At 69.9% G+C, this 23,549-nt stretch carries 20 protein-coding genes and 1 riboswitch; of the genes, 5 read left to right on the top strand and 15 right to left on the bottom strand.

Annotated features, from left to right (window positions below):
* The first annotated feature begins 58 nt into the window (after window positions 1–58).
* The 3 genes from FB561_RS21085 (at window position 59) to FB561_RS21075 (ending at window position 3,233) form a co-directional block, all read left to right on the top strand.
* Entirely contained in the window at window positions 59–307 is a 249-nt protein-coding gene (locus FB561_RS21085) for an acyl carrier protein (protein WP_012920191.1), read from the top strand.
* Window positions 308–473: 166 nt separating this feature from the next.
* Entirely contained in the window at window positions 474–1,709 is a 1,236-nt protein-coding gene (gene fabF / locus FB561_RS21080) for a beta-ketoacyl-ACP synthase II (RefSeq protein ID WP_145809194.1), read from the top strand.
* A gap of 90 nt (window positions 1,710–1,799) precedes the next feature.
* Window positions 1,800–3,233 carry an acyl-CoA carboxylase subunit beta gene (locus tag FB561_RS21075; RefSeq protein WP_145809192.1) on the top strand — a complete coding sequence of 478 codons (1,434 nt, stop codon included), beginning with the start codon at window positions 1,800–1,802 and terminating at the stop codon, window positions 3,231–3,233.
* A 223-nt stretch (window positions 3,234–3,456) separates the two neighbouring features.
* Here the strand turns inward: FB561_RS21075 and FB561_RS21070 are convergent, their stop codons facing one another.
* The 5 genes from FB561_RS21070 to FB561_RS21050 form a co-directional block, all read right to left on the bottom strand.
* Entirely contained in the window at window positions 3,457–3,954 is a 498-nt protein-coding gene (locus FB561_RS21070) for a DUF3145 domain-containing protein (protein WP_145809190.1), read from the bottom strand.
* Between the two features lie 153 nt (window positions 3,955–4,107).
* Complete coding sequence (locus tag FB561_RS21065; protein WP_145809188.1) at window positions 4,108–6,870, bottom strand: AfsR/SARP family transcriptional regulator; 2,763 nt, start codon at window positions 6,868–6,870, stop codon at window positions 4,108–4,110.
* A gap of 104 nt (window positions 6,871–6,974) precedes the next feature.
* A complete protein-coding gene (locus FB561_RS21060; RefSeq protein WP_145809186.1) occupies window positions 6,975–7,928 on the bottom strand; it encodes a VWA domain-containing protein in 954 nt (317 codons plus the stop codon).
* Window positions 7,928–8,917, bottom strand: a complete 990-nt coding sequence (locus FB561_RS21055) for a DUF58 domain-containing protein (protein ID WP_238334949.1) — start codon at window positions 8,915–8,917, stop codon at window positions 7,928–7,930. Before FB561_RS21055 ends, FB561_RS21060 begins: the two co-directional genes overlap by 1 nt.
* Before the next feature lie 37 nt (window positions 8,918–8,954).
* Window positions 8,955–9,989, bottom strand: coding sequence for an AAA family ATPase (locus FB561_RS21050; protein ID WP_145809183.1), 1,035 nt, complete (start codon window positions 9,987–9,989; stop codon window positions 8,955–8,957).
* Between the two features lie 282 nt (window positions 9,990–10,271).
* On the opposite strand from FB561_RS21050, the gene FB561_RS21045 reads away from it, so the two are divergent.
* Window positions 10,272–11,162 carry a hypothetical protein gene (locus tag FB561_RS21045; protein ID WP_145809181.1) on the top strand — a complete coding sequence of 297 codons (891 nt, stop codon included), beginning with the start codon at window positions 10,272–10,274 and terminating at the stop codon, window positions 11,160–11,162.
* Window positions 11,163–11,235: 73 nt separating this feature from the next.
* On the opposite strand, the gene FB561_RS21040 is transcribed toward FB561_RS21045, so the two are convergent.
* The 7 genes from FB561_RS21040 to FB561_RS21010 all read right to left on the bottom strand — a co-directional run bounded on the left by FB561_RS21040 (window position 11,236) and on the right by FB561_RS21010 (window position 19,079).
* Entirely contained in the window at window positions 11,236–11,496 is a 261-nt protein-coding gene (locus tag FB561_RS21040; RefSeq protein WP_145809179.1) for a CBU_0592 family membrane protein, read from the bottom strand.
* A gap of 21 nt (window positions 11,497–11,517) precedes the next feature.
* A riboswitch (guanidine-III (ykkC-III) riboswitch) is annotated at window positions 11,518–11,587 on the bottom strand.
* A gap of 227 nt (window positions 11,588–11,814) precedes the next feature.
* Window positions 11,815–12,711, bottom strand: coding sequence for an aldo/keto reductase (locus tag FB561_RS21035; protein ID WP_145809177.1), 897 nt, complete (start codon window positions 12,709–12,711; stop codon window positions 11,815–11,817).
* 111 nt (window positions 12,712–12,822) lie between these two features.
* Entirely contained in the window at window positions 12,823–13,776 is a 954-nt protein-coding gene (locus FB561_RS21030; RefSeq protein ID WP_145809175.1) for a PD40 domain-containing protein, read from the bottom strand.
* A 109-nt stretch (window positions 13,777–13,885) separates the two neighbouring features.
* Window positions 13,886–14,965, bottom strand: a complete 1,080-nt coding sequence (locus FB561_RS21025) for a lactonase family protein (protein ID WP_145809173.1) — start codon at window positions 14,963–14,965, stop codon at window positions 13,886–13,888.
* Window positions 14,962–16,548 carry a CocE/NonD family hydrolase gene (locus tag FB561_RS21020; RefSeq protein ID WP_238334948.1) on the bottom strand — a complete coding sequence of 529 codons (1,587 nt, stop codon included), beginning with the start codon at window positions 16,546–16,548 and terminating at the stop codon, window positions 14,962–14,964. The genes FB561_RS21025 and FB561_RS21020 overlap by 4 nt, the downstream gene beginning before the upstream one ends.
* 77 nt (window positions 16,549–16,625) lie before the next feature.
* Window positions 16,626–17,546, bottom strand: coding sequence for an oxidoreductase (locus FB561_RS21015; RefSeq protein ID WP_145809171.1), 921 nt, complete (start codon window positions 17,544–17,546; stop codon window positions 16,626–16,628).
* Between the two features lie 39 nt (window positions 17,547–17,585).
* The gene (locus tag FB561_RS21010; RefSeq protein WP_145809169.1) at window positions 17,586–19,079 is read right to left on the bottom strand and encodes a M4 family metallopeptidase; all 1,494 of its coding nucleotides are present in this window, start codon (window positions 19,077–19,079) and stop codon (window positions 17,586–17,588) included.
* A 205-nt stretch (window positions 19,080–19,284) separates the two neighbouring features.
* On the opposite strand from FB561_RS21010, the gene FB561_RS21005 reads away from it, so the two are divergent.
* Window positions 19,285–20,436 (top strand): winged helix DNA-binding domain-containing protein, encoded by a 1,152-nt coding sequence (locus tag FB561_RS21005; protein WP_145809167.1) that lies wholly within the window; start codon window positions 19,285–19,287, stop codon window positions 20,434–20,436.
* Between the two features lie 18 nt (window positions 20,437–20,454).
* Here the strand turns inward: FB561_RS21005 and FB561_RS21000 are convergent, their stop codons facing one another.
* The 3 genes from FB561_RS21000 to FB561_RS20990 are packed head-to-tail and all read right to left on the bottom strand — an operon-like array spanning window position 20,455 to window position 23,548.
* Window positions 20,455–21,477, bottom strand: coding sequence for a M48 family metalloprotease (locus tag FB561_RS21000; protein WP_145809165.1), 1,023 nt, complete (start codon window positions 21,475–21,477; stop codon window positions 20,455–20,457).
* A 15-nt stretch (window positions 21,478–21,492) separates the two neighbouring features.
* Window positions 21,493–22,629 (bottom strand): VldE C-terminal domain-containing protein, encoded by a 1,137-nt coding sequence (locus FB561_RS20995; RefSeq protein WP_145809163.1) that lies wholly within the window; start codon window positions 22,627–22,629, stop codon window positions 21,493–21,495.
* A gap of 25 nt (window positions 22,630–22,654) precedes the next feature.
* The gene (locus FB561_RS20990; RefSeq protein ID WP_145809161.1) at window positions 22,655–23,548 is read right to left on the bottom strand and encodes a hypothetical protein; all 894 of its coding nucleotides are present in this window, start codon (window positions 23,546–23,548) and stop codon (window positions 22,655–22,657) included.
* Window position 23,549: the final 1 nt, after the last annotated feature.

Below are 23,549 nucleotides of genomic sequence, written 5' to 3'. Positions count from 1 at the left end.
GGACCGGCCCAGCCGGGTCCGGAATCCAAGGAAAGAAATCCGAAAGGGAATCGAACAGATGGCCAGCACCGAAGAGATTCGCTCCAGCCTCGCCGAGATCGTCAACGAGATCGCGGGCATCCCGGTCGAGGACGTCCAGCTGGACAAGTCCTTCACCGACGACCTCGACGTCGACTCGCTCTCCATGGTGGAGGTCGTGGTCGCGGCCGAGGAGAAGTTCAGCGTGAAGATCCCCGACGACGAGGTGAAGAACCTGAAGACCGTCGGCGACGCGGTGGCGTTCATCGAGCGCGCCCAGAACGGCTGATCGAACCCTCGATCGTGCTGGCAGCCGGGGAGCTCATCGGGCGGACCATCCGCCCGGTGGGCGACCGCGCCGGCCGGGCTCCGGGCCCGTTCTCCCGGACGGCGGCCCGGTCCGCCACCCACCCCTCGTTCACCCACCAGCTCTCTCGCCGAAGGATGAGGTAACCATGTCGAAGACCCGAGTCGTCGTCACCGGGCTCGGAGCCACCACCCCCCTCGGGGGCGACGTGTCCAGCACCTGGGAAGGACTGCTGGCCGGCCGGTCCGGGGCGAAGCGGCTGACCCAGGAATGGGTGGAGAACCTACCGGTGCAGATCGCCGCGCCCGCCGCGGTCGAGCCCACCGAGGTGATCGAGCGGGTGAAGGCGCGCCGGCTCGACCGGAACGCGCAGTTCGCCGTCGTCGCCGCGCGGGAGGCGTGGGCCGACGCCGGTCTGGCCGACGCCGACCTGGAGCGCGAGCGGCTCGGCGTGGCCGTTGCCTCCGGCATTGGTGGCCTGCACACCACGCTGGCCAACTACGACGCGCTGAAGTCGAACCCGCGGCGGGTCTCGCCGCTGGCGATCCCGATGCTGATGCCGAACTCGGCGGCGGCGTACGTGAGCCTGGAGTTCGGCGCCAAGGCCGGGGTACACACCCCCGTCTCGGCGTGTGCCTCCGGCAACGAGGCGATCGCGCTGGCGCTGGACCAGATCCGGCTCGGCCGTGCGGACGTCGTCCTGGCCGGCGGCACCGAAGGCTCGATCCACCCGCTGCCGCTGGCCGCGTTCGGCCAGATGATGGCCCTGAGCAAGCGCAACGACGAGCCCGAGCGCGCGTCCCGGCCGTGGGACGTGGACCGGGACGGCTTCCTGCTCGGTGAGGGCGCGGGTGTCCTGGTGCTCGAGTCGTACGAGCACGCCAAGGCCCGTGGCGCGAAGATCTACGCCGAGCTGGCCGGTGCGGGGATCTCCGCCGACGGACACGACATCGCCCAGCCCGACCCGACCGGATCCGGCGCGCGCCGGGCGATGGAGCGGGCGCTGCGCGAGGGCGACCTGACCCCGGCCGACATCTTCCACATCAACGCGCACGCGACCTCGACGCCGCAGGGCGACATCGCCGAGTCGCTGGCGATCCGGCAGGCCCTCGGCCAGGACGCCGACCACGCGATCGCGACCGCGCCGAAGTCGATGATCGGTCACCTGCTCGGCGCGGCCGGCGCGGTCGAGTCGCTGGCCACCGTGCTGGCGATCCACCACCGGGTGTCGCCGCCGACCATCAACGTGGACAAGCTCGACGACCAGATCGAGCTCGACGTCGCGACCGAGCAGCGCAAGCTGGCCGACGGGGACATCGCGGCGCTGAACAACTCCTTCGGCTTCGGCGGACACAACGCCGCCCTGGCCTTCAAGTCGGTCTGACCCTGGACCAGGCGGTCCGACGCGTACGGCGGGATGGCCGGCCGAACCATGGCCGGTCGTCCCGACAGCCCCTGTGAACCGGGAGGACCCATGACGACCGCCCCGCAAGCGCCGGCCAGACCGCAGAAGGTCCCGCGGGAGCAGGATCCACGGCATCCGGTCACCCGGCTCACCGCACTCTTCGACCCGGGCAGCCTCGAGCTGATCACGCCCGACGACCTCTCCGGCATGCTCGCGGCCCGCGGGACCGTGGCGGGCGCGCCCGTGGTCGCGTTCTGCTCCGACGCGACCGTGATGGGCGGCGCGATGGGCGACCAGGGCTGCGAGGTCGTGGTCCGTGCGTACGAGGTCGCCCGCGCCGAGGAACTGCCGATCATCGGGCTCTGGCACTCCGGTGGGGCCCGGCTGGCCGAGGGCGTGCTCAGCCTGCACGCGGTCGGCCGGATCTTCTACGCGATGACCCAGGCCTCCGGCAAGATCCCGCAGATCTCCGTGGTCCTCGGCCCGGCGGCCGGCGGCGCGGCGTACGGGCCGGCGCTGACCGACGTGGTCGTGCTCGGGCCCGAGGGCCGCATCTTCGTCACCGGGCCGGATGTGGTCCGCTCGGTCACCGGCGAGGACGTGGACATGCTCCGCCTCGGCGGACCCGAGCCGCACGGCCGGCGGTCCGGCGTCGTCCACATCACCACCGACACCGAGGCGGCCGCGATCGAGCAGGCGCGGCGGCTCGCGGACCTGTTCGCGAATCAGGGCGAGGTGGCCGCCGACGTCCCCGACACCGACCTGTCCGGATTACTGCCCGAGTCGGCCAAGCGCGCGTACGACGTCCACCCGTTGGTCGGCGGGGTCCTCGACGACGGAACCGGCGTCGAGCTCCATCAGCGCTGGGCCCCGAACATCGTCACCACGCTCGGCCGCCTCGGCGGACGGACGGTCGGTGTGATCGCGAACAACCCGCTCCGCCTCGGCGGCTGCCTGGACGCGTTGTCGGCCGAGAAGGCGTCCCGGTTCGTCCGGATGTGCGACGCGTTCGGTGTCCCGCTGGTCGTGCTGGTCGACGTCCCCGGGTACCTGCCCGGCGTCGGTCAGGAGTGGGACGGCGTGGTCCGGCGCGGCGCCAAGCTGCTGCACGCGTTCGCGGAGTCGGTCGTCCCGCGGGTCACGCTGGTGACGCGGAAGACGTACGGCGGGGCGTACATCGCGATGAACGCGCGGTCGCTCGGTGCGACCCGGGTGTTCGCCTGGCCGCGGGCCGAGGTGGCGGTGATGGGAGCGATCGCCGCGGTCCGGATCCTGCATCGGCGCAAGCTGGCCGAGGTGGAGCCGGAGCTGCGTCCCAAGGTGGAGGCGGAGCTGGCCGCCGAACACGAGAAGATCGCCGGCGGGATCGAGCGGGCCCGCCAGATCGGGGTCGTCGACGAGGTGGTCGAGCCGGGGCTGACCCGGTCCAAGCTGGCCGCGGCGATCGCGGCCGCCGAGGCGGGCGGCCGCGTCCGCGGGCGGCACGGCAACATCCCGCTCTGAAGCAGGCCTGAAACAGCGGAAGGGCGCGAACCCGTTGGGGTTCGCGCCCTTCTCACGTGGTGCGGCCGCTGTTGTTCACGACAACCGGGGGTGTCCCGACACCCGGTGGCCCAGCGGCCACGGCTCCTCACCCTTGGCGGGAAGTCTGACTCACAGCCTGGTGGAAAAGTTCGCTCCTGTCTGCGGAGGACGGCGCTTTCTTCAGAAGTTCTCAGGTTCGCGGTCAGACCACCTGGTGGAGCCAGCGGACCGGAGCACCGTCACCGGCGTACCGAAACGGTTCGAGCTCGTCGTCCCACGGCCGGCCGAGCAACCGCTCCACCTCCTCGGTCAGGTCCGCCTCGCCGCCGGCCGCCTTCAGCATCGCGGCCTTCAACCGGTCCTCGGGCACCATGATGTCGCCGTGCACGCCGATGGTCGCGTGGAAGACGCCGAGCGTCGGCGTGAACGAGTACCGCTCGCCCTCGACCCCGTTGCTCGGCTCCTCGGTGACCTCGAACCGCAGCTTCTGCCAGCCGCGCAACGCGGACGCCAGTTTGGCCGCCGTGCCGGTCTCCGCCTGCCACGACAGCTCGGCCCGGTACGTCCCCTGGGCCGCGGGCTGCGGCGTCCAGTCCAGCTTCACGGGCACGCCGAGAACGCCGCCCGCGGCCCACTCGACATGCGGGCACAACGCGGACGGCACGGTGTGGACGTACAACACGCCACGAGTCGTCGCCACCGGGACCTCCTGTGCTCGAGGGGCGCCTTCCCCAGCGTTCTCGAACAGGTGTCTGAAAATCCCGGACAGCTAGTACATACTGCACCACAGACCCCACGGATACCAGCAACTTGGCCGTGTCAACTACATCACCGTCGTGTCGCGGCTCGCCGATCAGAGTGTTCGCAGCACCTGGGTGATTTCGGACCGGCTGAGTTTCGCATTGTCCGGGGCGTCCAGGTCGTCGAGCAGCCAGAGCGCGCGGGCGAGCACCGTCCTCGCCTCGGCCGCCCGGCCCGCGTCGCGCAGGACGAGGCCGAGATTGCGCAGGCTGTCGGCCTCGATCCACCGGTCGCCGCTGTCCCGCGCGATCTCGAGCGAGCGCTCGAACCAGCGCAACGCGTCGTCGTACTCACCGCGGGCGGCGTACGCGGTGGCCAGGGTGTCGGCGGCGTACCCCTCGAAGTCCCGATCCCCTGCCTCCGCGTGGATCTCGACCGCACGCCGCGCCGCGGTCACCGCCTCGTCGGTCCGGCCGAGATCCAGGTAGGCCATCGCCAGGTTGTTCAGCGTGACGGCCTGGTCGTTCGCCGTCCCGCTGACCTCGTGCAGTTCCAGCGAGCGGGCCTGATGCGTGGCCGCGGCCTCCGGATCGCCCATCAGCCGGAGCACCAGACCCAAGTTGCCCTCGGCAATCGCTTCCCGGAACCGGTCCTCCAGCCCGGCGAAGAGCCGGACCGCCCGCTCCAGCGAACGGATGGCGCCCGGATAGTCGGCGGCCCGGCTCTGGCTGTTCCCCAGCCGGTTCGCGATGCTCGCCTCCGCGGCGCGATCGCCGAGCCGTTCGGCGGCCGCCGCGGCCAGGGTCAGTACCTGCACCGCCTCGGCCGGCGAGGACCGGCGGTTGAGATGGACCGCGGTGGCGACCGCAAGCTGGACCACCGCCTGATCGTTGCCGTCAGCCACCAACCGCGGGAGCAGCCGGCCGAGGCTCTCGCGCTCCTGGTCGAACCAGCCGAGCGCGGCATCGAGATCACCGAACTCCGTCGCCACCACTCCGGGGACCCCGGAACGATCACTCAGGACCGGGTTGAACGGCTGGATGGCACGCCGCGCGTTCTCGGCCGACCGCGCGTACCAGTCGCCGAGCCGGTCGGACGCGGCCGCCCGCTCGTTCGGGCCGAGCTCGGTGAGCAACTCGGCCGCGTAGAGCCGGACCAGGTCGTGCACCTGGTACGTCCGCGGCTCGGGGCTCCGGAGCAGGTTCACCGAGCAGAGCGTGTCCAGGGCGAGCCGTGCCTCCCGCTCGGACACAGCGCCGAGCGCCGCCACCGCCGGTACCCGGAACACGGAGTCCGGGCAGAGCGCCAGCAAAGGGAACAAGCGGCTCGGCCAGGCGTCCTTGGGGAGCGCCCGGTACGACCAGGACAGCACCACCCGGACGTCCGCGTCGGGATCGTCGGGCGGCGCGAGCTCGTCGAGCCGGCCCCGTTCGTCGCGCAGGTCGTCGAGCAGGCCGGCCAGGTGGTCCGGCCCGCGCTCGACCTTCTCCGCGGCCAAGGTGAGGGCCAAGGGCAACCTTCCGCAGATCGCCGCGATCTCGGTGAGGGCCTCGGTCCCACCCTGGACCGTCCCGTTCGCCGGGAGACGTCGTCCGAGGAGGGCGACGGCGGAGGACTCGTCCAACTCGGCCAACTCCAACCGGTGGACGCGATGCCGGGCCGCGAGTCCGGTCAGCCGCGTCCGTCCCGTGATCACGACGACCGGACCAGGACCGGGCAGCAGGGTCTTCACCTGCGCGGTGTCCCGGACGTTGTCGAGCACGATCAGCATCCGGCGTCGAGCGGTCAGGCTCCGGAGCAGCGCCGACCGCTCGTCGGCCGTGGCCGGGATCCGCTGGTCCGGCACACCCAGGTCGCGGAGCAGCCGGCCGATCACCGTCGCCGGCTCGCTGGGCTCCCCCGCCGAGTACCCGTGCAGGTCGACGTACAGCCGGCCGTCGGGGAAGCGGTCCCGGACCAGGTGGGCCCAGTGCAGGGCCAGGGTTGTCTTCCCGACGCCGGCCGGGCCGGTGACGATCACGACGCCGGGCTCGGTGGAGTCCTTCGGGGCCGGGGCGAGCGCCTCGTCGAGCACGGCCAGCTCGGCGTCCCGCCCGTACAGGCGCTCCACACCGGGCGGCACCTGCTGCGGTACGACGACCGGCTGGACGCCCAGCACCGGCGGCTCCTCGGCCAGGATGCTGGACTGGATCCGGCGCAGCTCACGGCCTGGTTCGACGCCCAGTTCCGCGACGAGCCGGTCCCGGGTCTGCTGGTAGACGGCGAGCGCCTCGGCCTGGCGGTCCCCCTGGTGCAGGGTGATCATCAGCTGGGCGGCGAACCGTTCCCGCAGCGGGTGCTCCTCGGTGAGCCGCTTCAGCTCGGCCGTCGGCGTACTCCCGGTCGCCAGCTCGGCGTCGTACATCGCCTCGAGGGTGTCCACCCGCAGCTCGTCCAGCCGAGCCGCCTCGGCCCGGACCGACGGCAGGTCGACGTCCGCGTACGCCGGTCCGCGCCAGAGCTCGACGGCTTCGCGGAGCAGGTCCCGGGCGGTCTGTGGGTCGTTGGCCGCGAGCGCCTGCAGCCCGTCCCCGTGGAGTCGCTCGAACCGCTCGGCGTCGTGCTCACCGGGGCGGGGCCGCAGCCGGTACGTGCCCTGCTCGTGCTCGATCCGCTCGGGGTCGTCCAGGACCTTGCGCAGCCGGTGGACCTGGGTCTGCAGCCGCGGCAGCGGGGCACCCTCACCCGGCCACAGCTCGTCGGCGAGGACCTCGGCGGGGACCGGACGGCCCGCGCGGGACAGCAACAGGCTGACCAGCTGGCGCTGGATCGACGAGCCGACCGGCTCCCCGGCACGAGCCAGGATCCGCACCGGGCCCAGCACCAGGAACCTCATCCACCAAGCCTCCCACGGTCAGCGGGCCGTCCAGGCCGGCCAGGGCGAGCCGTGACGAAGGCTTGACGAACGGTTCGCCGGCCCGGGACCGCCGGCCCCGGGTCCTACGGGAACCTGGAGGCCAGCGCGATACAGGCTCCGGCGGCGGCCAGGGTCAGCAGCATCGCGATCCCGGCGAACCGCGAGGTGACCTCCTTGTCGACCTTGTCGTAGCCGACCGAGCTGCCGATGTCCTTGTAGACGTCCTCCAGCTCGCCCGCGGACTCCGCCGTGTACGCCTGGCCGTCGGTGATCTCGGCGACGCTGCGCAGCTCGGCGCGGTCCGGGGGAACGCGCTGGCGGATGCCGTCCATCTCGATGAAGCCCGAGTCGGTACCGAAGGTGATCGTGTACACCGGGGTGTTCTTCGACTTGGCTGCCTGCGCACCTTCCTGCGCGGTCCGCCCGACGGTCCGCTTGCCGTCGGACAGCAGCACGATGCGGGCGGGGGCCGGGTCGTTCGGGTGCTCCGGGTCCGGCGGGACCTGGGTCAGCGCCTGCAGCGAGGTGAAGATGCCCTCACCGGTCGCCGTCGACTCGGCCAGCTCCAGCCCGTCGATCGAGCGCTGCACGGTGGCCCGGTCGGTGGTCGGCGGGACGATGATCGACGCCGTCCCCGCGAAGCTGACCAGCGAGACGTTGAACTTGGACGGCAGCTGGTTGACGAAGTTCTTCGCCGACTTCTTCGCGGCTTCGAGCCGGTTCGGGTCGACGTCGGTCGCCATCATCGACAGCGACACGTCGATCGCGACCACGATGGTGGCCCGCTCCCGCGGCACCTTCACCTCGTCCTTCGGCTGCGCGAACGCCACGATGCAGGAGGCCGCGGCCAGCAACGCCAGTACGACGGCCACGTGCCGCCGCCACTGCGGACGCCGCGGCGCGACCCGGTCCAGCAACGCGATGTTGGTGAAGCGCAGGGCGTACTGCGCGCGCCGGTGTTGCAGGTAGACGTACGCTGCGACGACCAGCGGAATCAGCAGCAGGAACCACAGTCTGGCCGGAGACAGGAACTCCATCAGCGAGCCACTCCCTTCGGCGGTTGGTGCAGGCGGGGGGCGACTCGGCGGTACGCGAGCACGAACCGCACGGTGTCGGCCACCCAGTCACGGTCGGTCCGCAGAACCAGGTGTCCCGCTCCTACCCTACGCAGGGCGGTCCTGGTCCGTTCCCGCTGCGCGAGCGCGGCCGCGGCGTACTCCTCGCGGACGCGGCGCTTGCGGGTGTCGAGCTCGCGGATCGCGCCGGTCTCCGGGTCGCCGATCATGACGACACCGATGTTCGGCAGTTCGAGCTCGCGCGGGTCGACGATCTCGACGGCGAGCACCTGGTGCTGGACGGTGAGCTTGCGCATCGCGCGCTCCCAGGACGGCTCCGCCCGGCTGTCGGTCTCGCCGTCCTCAGGGGTGAGGAAGTCGGACACGACCACCCGCAGTCCCCGCTTGCGCTGGGTCCGCGCCATCGACTCCAGCGCCCCGGCCAGGTCGCTGCGCGCCTGCTGCTCGCCGTGGTCCTTCTCCGCGAGCAACGCCCGCAACAGCCCGTACAGCGCGAGTCGTCCCGAGCGGGCCGGCCAGCGGCGCAACGCCGAGTCGCGCAGCATCAGTCCACCGAAGCGGTCGCCGAGCCGGTGGGTCAGGAAGCCGACGGTCGCGACCGCGGCCACGGCCAGTTCCCGCTTCTCCAGCTGGGTGGTGCCGAAGTCCATCGACGCGGACAGGTCGACCAGCGCCCAGGTCTCCAGCTCACGGTCCGCGATCAGGTCGCGGACGTGCGGCATCGTGGTCCGGGCGGTGACGGCCCAGTCCATCCGGCGGACGTCGTCGCCGACCTGGTACTCGCGGGCCTCGGCCAGCTCGGTCCCCGGTCCCGGCAACAGGCCGAGGTGCTCACCGTGCAGGTACCCCTCGAGGCGCCGGACGACGGTGAGTTCGAGCCGGCGCAGCGCGCGTTCCGGGGCGAGCTGCGAGATCGTCATCGCAGCCCGTGGGTCCGGTCGGTTCGCCATCAGCGCGCCGTACCGGTCGGTGGTGGGCAGCCGCGCACTAGACGAACTCCGGGCGTCCGGAGCCGTCGTTGCCGTCCCGCCAGACCGGCTGCGGCGGCGGCACGGTGGCCAGGATGCGCTCGACCACGGCGCGCGGGTCGATGTTGTCCGCGATCGCGTCGAAGGTGAGGCCGAGCCGGTGCCCCATCACGTCCAGGGCGACGGTCTGGATGTCGCTCGGCAGCAGATAGTCGCGGCCGTGGATCAGCGCGAGCGCGCGACCGGCCGCGATCAGGCCCAGGGTGGCCCGCGGGCTGACGCCGAGCTCGATGATCGGCTCCAGGTCGGGCAGGTGGAAATCGGTCGGCGTCCGGGTCGCCATCACCAGCCGGACCGCGTACTCGGCGACCAGGTTGTGCACGAACACCTGCTCGGCCGAGCGCTGCAGCTCCAGGATCGTCTCGGGCTTGAGCACCTGGCGCGGCTGCGGCGGGTCCACGCTCATCCGGCGGAGGATCTCGAACTCCTCGTGCCCGCGCGGGTGCGGTACGTCGATCTTGACCAGGAAGCGGTCCCGCTGCGCCTCGGGCAACGGGTACACGCCCTCGGACTCGATCGGGTTCTGGGTCGCGATCACGATGAACGGCTTCGGCATCGGGAAGGTCTGGCCGCCGATCGACACCTGCCGCTCGGCCATCAGCTCCAGCATCGCCGACTGCACCTTGGCCGGGGCCCGGTTGATCTCGTCGGCGAGCACGAAGTTCACGAACGTCGGGCCGAGCTCGATGTCGAACGTCTCCCGGGTCTGCCGGTAGATCCGGGTGCCGACGATGTCGGACGGCACCAGGTCCGGGGTGAACTGGATCCGGGCGAACGTCCCGCCGACCACCGAGGCGAAGGTCCGGACCGCGAGCGTCTTGGCGACCCCCGGCACACCCTCGAGCAGGCAGTGGCCCTTGGCCAGCAGCGAGACCATCAGCGTCTCGACCATGTGCTCCTGGCCGACGATCACACGTTTGACCTCGTTGATCGCCTCACTGACCAGGTGGGACTGCTGGGCCACAGACCCTGCCGGCACAGTGGTTTCGGTCATGCCTGTCCTTCCGGGGTCCCGAAGGACCATGTACGGTCGCGAACACCTGCCATTCCATCAGATCTCCGGGTCCGCGCACGGCACGCCCCGCCCGGTCCCGCATCCCATCCTCCCCGTCCGCGCAAATCCCCATGCGTCCCGACCGGGCCCGGGAGCGCGGTTCCGGCGGGCCGGCGGTGGGCCGGGCGGGGTACGGGTGGGGCGCGGCGGACTGGTGAGGTCGGCGGGGTTCGGGCTGGGTTGGGGGACAGTGTTACCGGTCATGTGGTGGGATTGGTGCTGATGACCGCGACCGAATCCCAGCCCGCCGCGCCGCCGGCCACCCCCACAGAGGGTGCGCCGCCGCGGTTGGTGCCGGACGCACTGCCGCTGCAGCCGGAGGACCCGCCGCGCGTCGGCGAGTACTGGTTGCGCGGGCGGCTCGGTGCGAACGCGGCCGGCTACCTGTACGTCGCGAGGACCGATGACGGCCGCGGGGCCGTGATCGCGATGATGACCGAGGGGTCCGCGGACGACGCCGCCGCGCGGGACCGGTTCGTCACCGCGGTCGACGAGCTGCCCGGGTCCGCGGTGCTCGCGCACAACGACGCGGACGACGACGACCTGGCGCTCTGGGTCGCACTGGGACCGGTCCGCGAGGACGACGGGTCGAGTTCGGCGACGGACGAACGCTCGATTGCCGAGCGGCGCGGCGAGGACGTGCTCTCCGCCGTCCTGATGGACCGGATTCCGCAGCTCGGCCGCCTCCGGGGCCCGGACTTCCGGCACCATTGGGAGAACCGCCGCCGCCCGGGCCTGTTCCGGATCTGGCCGCTGCCCTGGCCCGCGGTCCTGCGTCCGGCCTCGCGAGTGGCGCTGATGCTGTCCCTGCTGGCGATGGCGCTGATCATGGCGCTCGCGGTCCTGATCGCGTGGCTGTTGTTCCGCAACGCGCCCGAGGTCGACCCGGGCCCGGTGATCCCGCCGAACACGAACGGCACGGCCACCGTGACGATCACCCCGACGACGCCGCCGCCCGGGACGACGGGCTCGCCGACGCAGGGGCCGAGCAGCAGCCCGAGCCAGACCAGCCCGGGCCAGACCCCGAGCCCGACCGGGACCGGCACCCGCCCGGCCCCGACCGGTACGCCCGACAGCCCCGGCACACCGGCCGATCCCGCCGACCGCTTCTGACCGGTCCTGGGCTTCGGTCCAGTCCTGGGCCTCGGCTCAGGACTGGGCTCCGGCTCAGTGCTGGAGGGTCGGCTCAGTGCTGGAGGGTCGGCTCGGGTTTGCGGCGGAGGACGGCGATCAGGCCGAACAGGCTGACTACAGCCCAGGTCCCTTCCAGCAGCAGGAAGCCCCAGGACGCCTGGACGAGGGCGATCGCGGCCAGCACCGCCGAGCCGACCAGGTTGAGCAGCTGGTAGCTGCGGGTCTTGGTCGCCAGGCGGCCCGTCTGGGAAGCGGTGAAGGCGATCAGGATGGTGATCGCCCCGACGATCTCGAGAATGTCGACTGCGTGCATCGCGTACGCCCCTCCAGGGGCTCAGCGCCGTCTTTGCGTCGACCGGGTACGGCGCCCTCGTCCGGGGTCCGGCCAAGAACGGCGGACCTGAGTTTCAGAGTAGCCAGCCAGCCGGCCGAAGGTGGTGGCCGGGGTCACCGGACGCTGGTGATCCCGCCCACCACCTCGCTCGCCGCCCCGGCTTCGATCAGGAGCAGTGGTCAGACGCTTCGGTCAGATGCTTCCGTCGGTGCGCTTCGGTCAAGCACCTCGGTCAAGCACCTCGGTCAAGCACCTCGGTCAAGCGCCTCGGTCAAGCGCCTCGGTCAAGCGCCTCGGTCAGGGGCCGGTCAGGAGGGCGGTGAGGTCGGGGTCGTCCCAGAGCTGGGCCGGGATCGGCCGGCGGACCAGGGCCGCGTCGGCGCGGATCTCGGCCGGGCTGCCCGCTTCGACCAGGACCGACGTCACCGCGGGATGCCGGCTCGGGAACGCGACCGCGAGCTGCGGCAGCGACACGCCGTACGGCTCGCCCGCCGCCGCGATCCGCCGCGCCCTGATCTCCTCCAGGACGGACGGCGCCGCGGTCCCCGATCCGGAGATCACCGGCCCACCGGACGAGAGCGCACCCGAGGACAGGGCCCCGGCCACGATCGCGCTGATCCCTCGCTCCGCGCACAGGTCGAGCAGCGGTGCCGCGGTCCGGTCGAGCAGGGAGTACCCGCCGTCGAGCTGGACGGCGTCCGGCTCGGTGTCGCGGGCGAACGTCTCGAGTCGGCGCCAGTCCTTGCTCTCGGCCCCTATCGCGCCAATGACACCCTGGCTGCGAAGTTCCTGCAGCACCGGGCAGATCTCGACCAGGGCCCGCTCACCCGGCTCGGCCACGAGCACGAGGTCGACGAATGACGTGCCCAACCGACCCAGGCTCGCGTCCAGCGATCGCCGGACCTCATCAGCGGTCAGGTCACCCCCGACCTTGGTCGAGACCAGGAACTCGGCTCGCGGGGATCCGGCCAGCGCGGTCCCAAGACGGGCCTCCGCCCGTCCGTCGCCGAACCACGGGGCTGTGTCGAAGAAGCGGAGCCCGGCCCGGTACGCCGCGGCGACGGTGTTCGTCGCGGCCCGCTCCCCCTCGACGTCCGCGGGCAGGCGGCCGAGCGGTGCGCCGCCCAGCCCGAAGTGGGGCGGACGGAACCGGACGGTGGAACGTGGTGCGAGTACGCGGCTGGGAGCTGTCATGGGGGTCCTCCCTGGTCGGCTCTTCCAGCATCCGTCCTCGCCGACCACTTCGCATCCCGAATTCCGCCCGCGCGCCGGGCCGCACCAGCCCGGCCCGCGGACGGTACGGAATCAGGACACCCGGGGCGCCCAGTCGAGTCCCTCGGGCCCGTCGTCACCGACGATCGGCCCGACCAGCGTGTAGCTGTACGACCCGTCCGGCAGGTACGCCCGGACCTTGAACCGTTCGTCGCTGTCCACCTCGTCCGGCAGCGCGTCCCGGTTGAACTGCATCGCCGCGATCTTCAGCCCGTCCGGCGACCACGCGACGCCGTTGAAGAAGATCCCGTTCGGATACGCGCGGAAGCTCACCCGGTACGGCTCCCCCGCCCCACTCCGCGGCAACGTGACCAGCTCGCTCCGGTACGACCCGCGGTACCGGTTGGTGACGAAGGCGATCTTCTGCGAGTCCGGCGACCAGTCCGGGTAGTTGTTCAGCACGCCGGCCGGGCTCGCCGTCAAGGTGCGCAGGTTGCTGCCGTCGGGGTGGACCAGCTTGATCGTGTTCCCGGTGCTGAACGCGATCCGGCTGCCGTCCGGCGACCAGGCCGGCGCGTCGACCACGGTTCCCGCCGGCGCCGTCCAGATGGTCGAGACGGCACCGGTCGCGAGGGTGATCCGATCCAGTTTGGCCCCGTCCGACACGACCAGCGAGCCCGCGTCCGGCGACCACGCGAGCGCGTGCTTGTTGCTCGTCCACGGGTACTGGTAGATGCGTTGCTCGGCGCCGGTGGCCAGGGTGCGCAGGTAGATCCCGTCCACCTGTTGCGGATTGCCCGGGTTCTGCTCGGGCCGTACGAACGCGAGCCGCCGGCCGTCCGGCGAGTGCTTCGGCCGGATCCCGTCCGACGGCAGTACGGTGCGCGTCCCGGTACTCCCTGCCTGGATGGCCAGCAGGCTCCCGTTCGACACGAAGACCACGTCCCCGTTCTTCGGAAGTGCCGCGGTAGCCGCTGTGGCCGGTGCGGTGCCGATGATCGCCAGCCCCGCGATCAGGGCAGCGGTCAGCCTTGTTCTCCCCCTCATCCGATTCCCCCTCGGAGTTCGAGCGCGATTCCCCCCACGCTTTCGGCGCACGATACCGCCGACGGTGCCGGTCCCGCGCCCTTTCGGGAGCACGGGACCGGCCTCGAAATCAGCGGCCCGACCGGCTGAGCGTGCAGGCCGGGACCGGCGTACTGAACTCGGCCGCCGGAGTCAGAGTTCCGGTCTGTTGGTTTCTGTGAAAGGTGGTGATCGTGTTCGACCGTTGGTTCGCGACGAACAGCAGCGCGCCGGACTTGTCGAGTCCGCAATGCCGGGGCCAGTCGCCGCCGCAGGACGGGGTGTCCACCAACCGCAGCTCCGCTCCCCCGGCTTCGACCGCGAACACGGCGATGCTGTTGTGACCGCGGTTCGTCAGGTACACGAACCGGCCGTCCGGCGACACGAGCACCTCGCCCGGATAGTTCTGCGGCGCGCCCGGTGGCGTCGTCGGCAGCGACGTCCCCGGGGTCAGCCGGCCGGCGTCGTACCCGCAGATCGTGATCGTGCTGTCCAGCTCATTCGCGACATAGGCGTACACGCCCGACGGGTGGAACGCGAGGTGCCGCGGTCCGGCGCCTTCGTTCATCGTGGCCGTCGCTTGGAGCGCGAGCTTGCCCGCTGTGGAGAGCTCGTAGGTGTAGACCGAGTCGGTGCCGAGATCCACGGCCAGGACGTACTCGCCGGCCGGATCCTCGACCACCTGATGAGCGTGTGGCGCGGCGCCTTCGTGCTGGACCAGATCGGTCCGCTCGCCGAGGCTGCCGTCCGCGTTCACCGGGTGTACGGCGACGTCGCCCGAACCGTAGTTCGCACTCAGCAGGTAGTTGCCCTTGGCTACCAGGGCGAGGTGGCAGGGCGCGGAACCACCGGTGGGTTGGCGATTCAGGATCCGGAGTTTGCCTGGGGCATCGACTGCGATCGCCGTTACGCCGCCGTCGGGTTGCTCGTTGACGGCGTAGAGGAAGCGGTCCGTGCCGATCAGGAGCGACGGCTCCGCGACGCCGGCGAGGACACCTGTGGAGGTGATCATGCCGGACGCGGGGTCGTAGGTGGCGACGCCGAGGCCCCCCGGGGCGTAGGCGCCGATGTACAGGGTCTGGCTTTCGGCGGCTCGGGCGGTCGGGGCGCCGACGATCGCGGTGCCGACCGCGGTCGCGCCGAGTCCGAGGAAGGTGCGGCGTGACGTCATGCGATCGGCACGCTGAGCCAGGCTGGGTCTCCTGCGGGCGAGCTGAAACTGACCGACGAGCCGAGCGCACTGCGGCCGAGGTACCGCGGATCCACCGTGTCGACGACGAGGACCAGCCGATGCCCGGCCGCCACCTGCCAACTGGTCGCCTCGAGCCGGAAGTCCAGCGGAACCGCCTTGCCAGGTGTTGCCCCGCGCACCGTGTACGGCTTGTGTGTGACCAACGACCCGACGCCCAGCGCGTCCACGTCGTACAGGTAGGCGAACAGCGACGTGTCCCGCGCGCTCGGCGTGACGGTCACGTGCAACCGAGGCGCACCGTTGACCACGGCCCCTTGTTGGTAGACCGGTCCGGCCCACACCCCGGCGAACGAGCGATCCACCAACGGCGTGGCGACCCCGGTCGGGATCGACAGCAACCCTTGCAACGCACCCGAGACGAGGGCGACACCGCTGTCCGCGCGTGTGGGTACGCCCGCTCCGATCCGGTTGCTCCATCCCGTCGACGCCTGCCCCTGCAGCCCGCCGGTACGCGACAGGCCGACCGGCTTCGACAGGTACGACGTGCGCTGTTCGCCGACCGCCGCCCAGTTCGGGTATCCCCGCCAGACGCCGCGCTGGTCCTTCACCTGGACCGCGGCACCGTCGTCGCCACCCGTCCCGGTCAGGTGCTGCCGCAACCAGGGCACGAGCTTGTCCCACGTCTCGTTCGGGAGCCCGATCCCGCCGGTCGCCTCGGGGGTCGCGTGATCCCCGTGCGCCAGAAGCAGCCGTTTCGGACCGGTCAGCCGGGTGAAGAAGTCGGTGTACTGGGTCGGCGGGAAGATCGAGTCCTCGAACGCGCTCGCGAGGAACACGGCCGGCCGGTTCCGGTTGGTCTCGTCGACGACCGTGGCCGCCGACCGGACCGGGGACAGCTGCCGCGCGTCCGCGATCGCGCCGTCGTAGTCGCCGGTGAGGAACTTCGTCTGCAGCGACCGCATCTCCGGACCCGGCCGGCCGGTGACGTTGCCAAGAGCAAGCAGGCCCGCGACCGCCTGCAGCGCGACGCTGTCGTTCGGATTCAGCGAGCCGATCAGGTCGGCCCAGCCACTCAGCGCGCCGACCGCCTTGATCCGGTCGTCCCGCGCACCCGCGAGCAAGGACACGCCCGCGCCGTACGAGATGCCGACAGCGGCGACCCGGTCCGTGTCGGCCGGCGTGTACTCGTCGGCCCAGTCGATCACCTTGCTCACGTCGGCCACGGTCGGCGGCCCGGCGATGTCGATGCCGCCGCCCGAGTCCCAGAACCCGCGACTCGAGTACGAGATCACCTGGAATCCCGCCGTCGCCAGCTTCGCCCCCTGCCCGACGTACTCGACATTGGGCACGCCCCAGCTGGACGGCATCACGACCAGCGGAAACGGTCCCTCGCCCTGACCCGTCGGCGTGAGCACGACCGCACCGAGCTGCGAGCCACCGTCCCCGGGGATGCGCTGGTACGCCGTACTGAAGCCCGCCGCGGTCTGGGCTTGGGTCTCGGCGATCGGCGTGACGACGGTGAAGGCGAGAACTGCTGCGACGACCGGGGCGAGTCTGCGCACGGTGAACCTCCGGGGCTTCGGCGATTACTGCACAGTAACCACGAAGCTGCCCGGTGTCACTAGTGGAGTACGGTGCGTCAGAAGGCGTCGACGCCGGTGGCCTCGACGGTCCACTCCCAGAGCCGCCGGGCCAGTTCGGGGTCACGGGCGGTCCGGGTCGGGGTGACTTCCTTCGGCGCGCCGCGGTACTCGAAGAAGCTCGGCCCGTAGAAGGCGCCAGGGCGGACCTCGGGCGCCGTGGCCGCGTACAGACTCGGCCAGGCGCCGGCCGCGGCAGACTGGGCAACGAGCTTGGTGAAGCCACCGATCACCCGCGCCTCCAGCGCGTTCCCGGCCAGCACGGGACCGGCCGTCTGCAGATGGGTGGACGCGTACCCGGGGTGGGCGGCGAGGCTGAGCAGGTGCGAACCGGCGGCCCGGGCGCGGCGGTCGAGCTCGAGCGTGAAGAGCACGTTCGCGAGCTTCGACTTGCCGTACGAGTCCCACTTCCGATAGCCGCTCGCGGCCCGGAAGTCGCCCTGGCTGATCCCGCGCACCGTCTTGTGCATGAACGAGCTGACCGTGACGACCCGCGGTTCGCCGGCCGCCTGGAGCAGCGGCAGCAACCTGGCCGTGAGGGCGAAGTGGCCCAGGTGGTTGGTCCCGATCTGCAGCTCGTACCCCTGGGCGGTGGCCAGGTGCGGCGGCGCCATCACACCCGCGTTGTTGATTAGCAGATCAAGCTGGTCGTGATGCTCGGCAACCGTCTTCGCGGCGCGCTCGACGCTGTCCAGATCGGCCAGGTCGAGAGCGACCACCTCGGGTCTCGGCCGTCCGGTGACCGCGGCGAGCCGGTCGGCGGTCGCGGCCGCCTTGTCCGCGTTCCGCGCGGCGAGGAGCACCGTGGCGTCGTGCCTGAGCAGCTCGGCCGCCGTCTCGTAGCCGAGGCCGCTGGTCGCCCCGGTGACGAGGGCCCGGCGTCCGGTGAGGGTGGGGATGTCCACTGTGCTCCAGGTCATGCGCCCACAGTAGCCGTGGACGCATGACCCGAACCGTGGTTACAGGATCTTGCGGGCCTTGAACGCCTGCGTCACCTGGTCGGCGGTCGGCTTGCCGTACAGCAGCCGGGCGGCCTGGACGGTGACCCGGGCCGCGTCGGCGAACGAGGTGTCCGGCGCGTAGAAGAACGTGCCCTGCAGGATCACCTTGTTCGCCTTGTTCCGGCCGAGCGCCTGGTGGATGTCCCACAGCGCGTTCGACCAGATCTCACCGTCGGCGTGCACCTGGCCGACGATGTCGTCCGTGGTCTTGCCGGTGTCGGTCCGGCGCAGGCAGTGCTTCGGGCCCTCGGTGTACGAGGTGGCGTCCCAGTCCATCACGCAGGGCAGGTCGTACCCCTTGCTGACCGGGATCGACATCGTCACGGCCCAGTAGTCGCCGAAGCCCTCACCGATCGAGCCGGCCTGCAGGGATTCACCGAAGCCGGGTACCACGTCGTCCTGGATCGCGTGACCGTACTCGTGCCAGATCACCTCGGCGTCCTCGGCGTCGTCGACCCCGCCCTCGCCCATCGTGATCAGGTCGATCGACGGGTCGTAGAACGAGTTGTCGCCGGCGAAGGTGTTGATCGAGAAGTCCTGCGACTCGTTGTTCACCTCGGTGAAGCCGAGCTGGTGGATGTACTCCTGGGTCTGGTTGACCTGGTAGTACGCCATCACCTGCTCGAACTTGTCGTTCTGCCGCTGGTAGACGAACGTGTTCGTCTTGCTCTGCGCCAGGCCGCCCTTCGCGTCCTTGATGTTGACGTAGCTGCCGTTGAGCTTGCCGCTGCCGTCCAGGTTGCGCAGGATCACGTTCTTCTGGGCCAGGAACAACGCATCGGAGTTCTTGTCGTTCTGGTCGGTCAGGTCCTCGTTCTTCTCGCTGACCACCGGGTTCGGGTCGAACACCGAGCCGCGGCCGTCGACGTTGTCGCTGATCACCTTCGACTCGACCACGGACCCGCTCTTGGCGTCGACCAGCGAGCGGGTGACCCCCTCGGCCGACCGCGAGGTGACGTTCCAGACCAGCCGGGCGTTCGGCCCACCGACGACGGCGAGCTGGGCCGCGCCGCTGGTGGCCGTCGGAGCCGGGGTGACGTTCTTGTTCGGCCCCGCGATCCGGGTCCGCGCAGCGCGGGCGCTGACGGTGTCGTTGGCCGACTTGGTCGCCGTTGCCGACGGCACCTTCGCGCTGACGTCGAGGTCCGCCGGTACGGCGTCCCGGCCGTCGGCGACCTGGAGTACCTGGCCTGCCTTGTCGACGTGCTTGGCGTAGTACCCGTTGACGACGGGCAGGCCCTTGAAGGTCTGCTGGTACCAGTAATGCTTGCCAAGTAGCGAGCTCTTCGTCCGGATCAGCTTGAGGTTCGCCGGTACGGCGTCGGCCGCGACCGCGGTACTGCTGGCCGGCGCCGCCCCCGCGACGCTGGTGTACGAGATCCCCAACGTGACGGCGACGAGCCCCGCGGTGACGGCGGCGACCGCCTTGCGGCGATCCACGCGCTTCGTCATGGTCCCTCCCTAGGTAGACGAACGTGGTGGTACGACTACGATCCGTCGCGAGATTAGTTCGCCGCCGACCTTGCTGGGAAGCACTTCCGCCGGTGAATCCCCACGGGCAAGGGAAAACATCTCTTGGTTCGAAGGTCGCCGAAGCGGACAAGAGCTGGCCGCTTCTCGTCCTACCGTTGTCCTCGTCCGTGAGAGAGGATCAGCCATGCCGAAGTCGAGCCGTCCCGCGCCCAGCCGTACCACCGTCCGCTCCCGTGCGCTGAGCCGGCGCGCGCTGAGCCGCGCCACCCTGGTCCGGCAATGGCTGGTCGAACGCCAGGACGCGACCGCCCTCGAAGCGATCGAGCACCTGGTCGGTATGCAGGCCCAGGCACCCCTCGCCCCGTACGTCGGCCTGTGGTCCCGCCTCCGCGACTTCGACCCCACCGAACTCGCCACCCTGCTGGAGAACCGCGAGGCCGTCCGCGGCTCCGCGATGCGCGCCACCATCCACCTGATGTCGAGCCGCGACTTCCTCGCCATCCGCCCGCTCATCCAGCCCCGCCTGGACCGCGAGATCTACCAGAACCAGACCTACGGCCGGCACCGCCTCGAAGGCCTCGACATGGACGCCGTCCTCGCCGCCGGCCTCGAGGAACTCACCGCCGGCCCCAAAACCGCCACCCAACTCCGCGAAGCCCTGGCCCCCCGCTTCCCCGACCGCGAACCGGCCGCTCTGGCCCACGCGGTGCGCTGCCTCCTCCCCACGATCCAGATCCCGCCCCGCGGCATCTGGGGCAAAGGCGGCAACCCCACCCTCTCCACCGCCGACCTCTGGCTCGGCCGGCCGATCGACCCCAACCCCTCGGTCGACCAGGTGATCCTCCGCTACCTCGCCGCCTTCGGCCCCGCCTCGGTCCAGGACATCCAAACCTGGTCAGGCCTGACCCGCCTCACCGAAGTCGTGGACCGCCTTACCCCCGACCTCCAGATCTACACCGACGCCGAATCCGGCCGCACCCTCTACGACCTGGCCACCATCACCCTCCCCGAAGAAGACCTGGAAGTCCCCACCCGCTTCCTCCCCGAGTACGACAACCTCCTCCTCTCCCACGCCGACAGAACCCGCTGGATCGAAACCGAAACCCGAGCCCGCCTAACCCTCCAAGAAGTCCTCACCCGAGGCTCAATCCTCCACGAAGGCACTGCAGTAGCCCTCTGGCGCCTGGACCGCAAAACCAAGAAGACCGCAGTCCTAGAGATCGAACCAATCGTCAAACTCACCAAGAAGGCCCACCAGGAAATCGAAGCCGAAGCCGGTGAATTGCTGACCTTCGCGGCCTCAAATGCTCAAGCTGAGATCAGGATCACCAACTGAGCGCACGAACTCGCCTGATTAGAACCGCTGAGCGTAGGTCTCCAACGCTCGAATCCGCTCGCTCACCGAGGACTGCCCACCCAGCCACTCAGGCTGTGCCAGGCCGAGTCGCCGTGACGTCTCCTGATGCTGGGCTTGCCATCCGTAAAAGACCTCGAGCAACTGTCGCCCATAGCCAAGGTCTGCCACCGCGCGATCGGCCATCCGCTCGTTCCAGTGGGAGAGCATGGCAAAAACCAGTGGCAGCACCAGGGGCGAGAGGAACTGCAAAGGCACGGAGAGACTGTCGTAGAACACCAGCGCGAAGAGAATGATGCCGATGTAAGAGAGCAAAAGGAACCCGACGAGGGTACATCCGACGGCGGGAACCGTACGGCTCAATTTGAGCAGCTTCTTGATCCCGTAGGTGACCACACGCGCGGGCAGGGAATACCACATGGCCAACCTGCTGAGCCAGGTGTGACCGCGAAGACTGCTTGCGAGACTGAATGCCATGACCGCCTCGAGATGGCCCGGCGGCAACGTGTACATGGCCCAACCAGTGATGCCGACGGGTCGTCCGCCCATTGCGGCAGCTGTCGCACTCTCCGAGTTCTGGATCCAGAGGAGTCGACTCCTGGGGTCGATGCCGGCTCGCCCGGCCAGCGCGTACCAACTCGGCGTCAGACGTTGTGATTCGACCATCGTGGGTTGCCGTAGCCCAAGCAGATAACGGCCGGCCAGGACTTCCGCATTGGGCCAAACAAGGGCCGCCCCCGACGCCAGCCACAGCAGGATGAAGATCCATGTCGACCCCTCGGCGCCGAACAACTGCGTGAACCAGTAGATGATCAAGAAGCTCGTCGCGGTCCAGGCAAGTGCGTTGGCAATCTCCGATGCCAGGAGTCCACCACCACCGGGCGCGCCAGGCTTGGCCTCCGGATAGGGGGCCGAGTCCGGCTGCTGTGGGGTGTGGGGCGGTCGATACTCCTGGGGCCTGTCGTCGCCCGGCTCGTGCGGACGCCGTTCCGGCTGATTCGGCGCTCCATCAACACCACTCATGCAAAGCCTCAACCATCAGTAAAGTGACACGTGGACGTGGTCGAAGTGCCCACCTGTCGCATTGTTCGGGTCGTAGATGCCGCCACCGTTATAGGTCTTCCATTGCCCGGTGCGAGCACTCCAGATCTTGCCGTACCAGATCAAGTACCTGATGCCGGTCGTGCCTGCGGTCTGAATCGTCCAGTTCGCGATCGCGTCGCCCTTGGCCCGGGCTGCGACAGAGCGACGTCCATCACCACCGACGAAAACATCACATGCCTTGCCCTTCGGATGATCGCTGGTCGGATTCCAGACGTGCGCGTCCCAGCAGCTCATCGGAGGATTGCTCAACGTGCTTCGAGCCTGGGCCACCCACTGAGCGGTCCGGGGCGTCACCATGCCGCCCGTGCCGGTCGGATCTGTCACAGACGCATCCTCCGGCGGCCAAACGCCGTTGACCGGCCGCCCGGAGATCAGTCCCTGACCGACCGCGCATTCGTCGATCTGCTGAGGATCGGCAGAAACTGCCGAGTCCGCGGGTTTCGGGCCGGCGCGGCCCGCATAGGGGTCGCCCGATCGATCCAGGTCGATTCCTGCCTGAGCGGCGATCTGCCTTGCCCTGCGTTCATGCCGCGCGTACGCGTTGGGGAAGGCCGAGACCTGAACCGCCTGAGCTGCCTCGGTGAAAGACATCGCGGGCCAACCGTCGATGTCCACCAGGCCGGGTGGGCTCGGCGGGTTCACACCTCCGAAGAACGCCTCGCTCGCGTAGGTTGGATCCAGGATGTCATCGACAGTTCCCCAACCGGCTGAAGGACGCTGCTGGAAGAGCCCGACCGAGTCACGGTCGCCGTAGTCGATGTTCTCCAGCTGGGATTCCTGCAACGCCGTCATCAAGGCAACAAGTGTTGCCCGGCCCGGGAGCCCACGGGCAACGGCAACATCGTCGATGATCTTCGCGAACGCGATCTGCCGAGCCAGAACCGACGCATTGGCCGGCGGGTCAACTCCGCGCCCAGAATCACCGCTCGGACAAGCAGCAGCGACATGGTTGCCACCCGCCCCGAACGGCACAATCATCACGAATCCGAGGAGACCCACCAAGGCCGCTACGCCAATGAACTTGTAGATCAGGGTGCTTCCACCTTGGATGGCGTCCGTTGCTCCGGCCATGAACATAGTTAGCCCACCAGCCCGCTCATGGTCCGGCCCCGCCGTTCATGTCACTGATCACCCAGGTCGAGCCCTCGGGAACGAGCGTAACCAGTAGGGGCAACTGAATACGCCTGGGCTCATTGCCGGTGACATCGATCGTGATATTCACCAATCGACTGATTCTGGTTGGTGTGTCGACCGGCGCTGACTCGGGTCTCGGTGGGGTTACCGTGATTGCGGCCACCGCAGACTTGCCACTGCTGGTCTTCAACGCCTCGTAGGTCGTGTCTCCCGCCGCTATCAGGCTCTCCGCAACCTCGTCAGTGACGTAGGGTGCGGTCTTCCCGACCAGGTCGGCATAGGCCTCCGCGGCGGGATCTCGCGTGTAGAAGGTTCGAGCCCAGGACTTCACCACCTCGTCCGTTGCTGCGGCCGACGCCGCTGGCGGTCGCTCGGTCAAGATCGGTGGTGTCGAGTTCGTCGCCGACGGCGCGGAGGTCGGGCTTTGTTCAGTTGTTGTCACCGTGGCACCAGGCTGCGTCGGCCCGGCCGTAGGCGTTAGTAGGCCGATCGGTTCCCCGCTCGATTCGTCTCCCCCGAGGATGCGGGGCAAGCCTCCGCCCAAACCGAGTACGACAATCGCAAGGATGATCACGACGACGACAATGGTGACAGGGCTCGTCGGCTCTGCCTGACGCTGTTGCCGGAGCCACGCCATTCGCTGAGCATGGTCGTCGCGACGCCAGGTGCGTTTCGCTCGGCGCCTGTCGCGGCGACCCAGTTCGTCCAGTTCCTCGGGATACTCATAATCGGAACGGACAACATCCCGCCAGGACTCCGGCTCGTCCGGACGCAATCGACCGTTCTCGCGGGCTCCGGCATCCCGATCATCCGGGAACCGGCCGCGCCGTTCCTCCTTGCGGTCGCGCCTCCTCATC

This window comes from Kribbella amoyensis, from assembly GCF_007828865.1.
Classification (GTDB): domain Bacteria; phylum Actinomycetota; class Actinomycetes; order Propionibacteriales; family Kribbellaceae; genus Kribbella; species Kribbella amoyensis.
This window is presented reverse-complemented; position numbering and strand designations above follow the sequence as displayed.

Bases quoted from the DNA above. Each gene is read 5' to 3' on its own strand.
- FB561_RS21085 (WP_012920191.1), top strand. From the start codon at position 59: ATGGCCAGCACCGAAGAGATTCGCTCCAGCCTCGCCGAGATCGTCAAC.
- fabF (WP_145809194.1), top strand. From the start codon at position 474: ATGTCGAAGACCCGAGTCGTCGTCACCGGGCTCGGAGCCACCACCCCC.
- FB561_RS21075 (WP_145809192.1), top strand. From the start codon at position 1,800: ATGACGACCGCCCCGCAAGCGCCGGCCAGACCGCAGAAGGTCCCGCGG.
- FB561_RS21065 (WP_145809188.1), bottom strand. From the start codon at position 6,870: ATGAGGTTCCTGGTGCTGGGCCCGGTGCGGATCCTGGCTCGTGCCGGG.
- FB561_RS21060 (WP_145809186.1), bottom strand. From the start codon at position 7,928: ATGGAGTTCCTGTCTCCGGCCAGACTGTGGTTCCTGCTGCTGATTCCG.
- FB561_RS21055 (WP_238334949.1), bottom strand. From the start codon at position 8,917: ATGGCGAACCGACCGGACCCACGGGCTGCGATGACGATCTCGCAGCTC.
- FB561_RS21050 (WP_145809183.1), bottom strand. From the start codon at position 9,989: ATGACCGAAACCACTGTGCCGGCAGGGTCTGTGGCCCAGCAGTCCCAC.
- FB561_RS21045 (WP_145809181.1), top strand. From the start codon at position 10,272: ATGACCGCGACCGAATCCCAGCCCGCCGCGCCGCCGGCCACCCCCACA.
- FB561_RS21040 (WP_145809179.1), bottom strand. From the start codon at position 11,496: ATGCACGCAGTCGACATTCTCGAGATCGTCGGGGCGATCACCATCCTG.
- FB561_RS21035 (WP_145809177.1), bottom strand. From the start codon at position 12,711: ATGACAGCTCCCAGCCGCGTACTCGCACCACGTTCCACCGTCCGGTTC.
- FB561_RS21030 (WP_145809175.1), bottom strand. From the start codon at position 13,776: ATGAGGGGGAGAACAAGGCTGACCGCTGCCCTGATCGCGGGGCTGGCG.
- FB561_RS21025 (WP_145809173.1), bottom strand. From the start codon at position 14,965: ATGACGTCACGCCGCACCTTCCTCGGACTCGGCGCGACCGCGGTCGGC.
- FB561_RS21015 (WP_145809171.1), bottom strand. From the start codon at position 17,546: ATGACCTGGAGCACAGTGGACATCCCCACCCTCACCGGACGCCGGGCC.
- FB561_RS21010 (WP_145809169.1), bottom strand. From the start codon at position 19,079: ATGACGAAGCGCGTGGATCGCCGCAAGGCGGTCGCCGCCGTCACCGCG.
- FB561_RS21005 (WP_145809167.1), top strand. From the start codon at position 19,285: ATGCCGAAGTCGAGCCGTCCCGCGCCCAGCCGTACCACCGTCCGCTCC.
- FB561_RS21000 (WP_145809165.1), bottom strand. From the start codon at position 21,477: ATGAGTGGTGTTGATGGAGCGCCGAATCAGCCGGAACGGCGTCCGCAC.
- FB561_RS20995 (WP_145809163.1), bottom strand. From the start codon at position 22,629: ATGGCCGGAGCAACGGACGCCATCCAAGGTGGAAGCACCCTGATCTAC.
- FB561_RS20990 (WP_145809161.1), bottom strand. From the start codon at position 23,548: ATGAGGAGGCGCGACCGCAAGGAGGAACGGCGCGGCCGGTTCCCGGAT.